Annotated in this window: 1 protein-coding gene and 1 pseudogene; both read left to right on the top strand. The window is 73.0% G+C overall.

The genetic code is table 11. The annotated features are described in order from the left end of the window. Positions 1-1,089, top strand: a 1,089-nt coding sequence (locus ACWGIU_RS37765; protein WP_453712587.1) for a DegT/DnrJ/EryC1/StrS family aminotransferase, incomplete at its 5' end; no start/stop codon positions are given. Between the two features lie 28 nt (positions 1,090-1,117). Beyond that, positions 1,118-1,477 (top strand): annotated as a pseudogene (locus ACWGIU_RS37760) (DUF4082 domain-containing protein); the annotation flags it as partial.

Genomic DNA, 1,477 nt, shown 5'->3' with positions numbered 1-1,477 from the left:
AAGGCGGCGCACGCCGAGGTCGCCGAGGAGTTACGGGCAGGCTTCGACCGTGTGCTCGCCGACACCGCTTTCATCGGCGGCGCGGAGGTCCGCGCGTTCGAGCGTGAGTACGCCGACTTCGCGGGGGTCCGGCACTGCGTGGGTGTCGCCAACGGCACCGACGCCCTCGAACTCGCCCTGCGGGCGAGCGGGGTGGGCGTCGGCGACGAGGTGGTGCTGCCCGCGAACACCTTCATCGCCACCGCGGGCGCCGTCGCCCGGATCGGTGCCCGGCCGGTGCTGGTCGACTGCCTGCCCGACACCCTGCTGATCGATCCGCGGGCCGCTCTGGAGGCCGTCGGCAGGGCCACCCGCGCGATCGTCCCCGTCCACCTCTACGGGCAGTGCGCGGACACCGCGGCGCTGGCGGCGGGGGTGCCGTCGCACGTGAGGATCGTCGAGGACGCCGCGCAGAGCCAGGGCGCGACGCGGGGCGGCCGCTCCCCCGGCAGCGGCGGCATCGCCGCGACCAGCTTCTACCCGGGCAAGAACCTGGGCGCGTACGGCGACGCGGGCGCCGTGGTGACCGACGACGAGGCGAGCGCCGACCTGGTCAGGGCCCTGGCGAACCACGGCGGCATCGCCAAGTACCACCACGACGTGGCCGGGTTCAACAGCAGGCTGGACGGTCTGCAGGCCGTGGTGCTGCGGGCGAAGCTGGCCCGGCTGGCCGAGGGGAACGCGGCCCGCCGGGCCGCCGCCGCCCGATACGACGAGCTGCTGGCCGGCCTCGCCGCCGGCGGGCGGGTCACCCTGCCGGTCACGGCCGACGGCAATGTCCACGTGTGGCACCTGTACGTCGTCCGGGTGGCCGGAGCGGACCGCGACGCCGTCGTCGGCAAGCTCAACGCGGAGGGCATCGGCGCGGGTGTGCACTACCCGGCGCCCGTCCACCTGACCCCGGCCTTCGGTCATCTCGGCCACAGCCGCGGCGACTTCCCGCACGCCGAACAGGCGGCGGACCGGATGCTCTCGCTCCCCCTCTTCCCGCAGATCACCGCTGCCCAGCAGCAGCGGGTCGTGGAAACGCTCCGCAACGCCCTGCGCTGACCCCGCTCACGCAAACAATGAGGTCCAGATGAACAGACGGACAAGGTTGCTCCGTTACGGTCTCTTCACCGTGATCGCGGCCTTGACGGCCACGGTCCTGCCGCCGGCGGCGGTGGCCGGTGCGGTCGATCCCTGCGGTCCCGCCACGAACGCGATCGTGTGCGAGAACTCCAAGCCCGGCACACCGATGGAGGACTGGTTCGCACCCAGCGCGTACGGCGACATCAAGGGTTTCCCGGCCCAGACGAGCGTCCAGGCCGGCGAAACCGTGCAGTTCAAGATCCAGTCGCCGACGGCGTACAAGGTCTCGGTCCACCGCCTCGGCCACTACGGCGGCAGCGGGGCGCGCCTGATGTCGACCGCGGCCCAGGCGGCCCAGACGTATCCC

It is taken from the genome of Streptomyces sp. NPDC054840 (assembly GCF_053611065.1).
The sequence above is the reverse complement of the archived record's forward strand: the minus strand, read 5'-3'. Positions and strand labels throughout refer to the sequence as shown.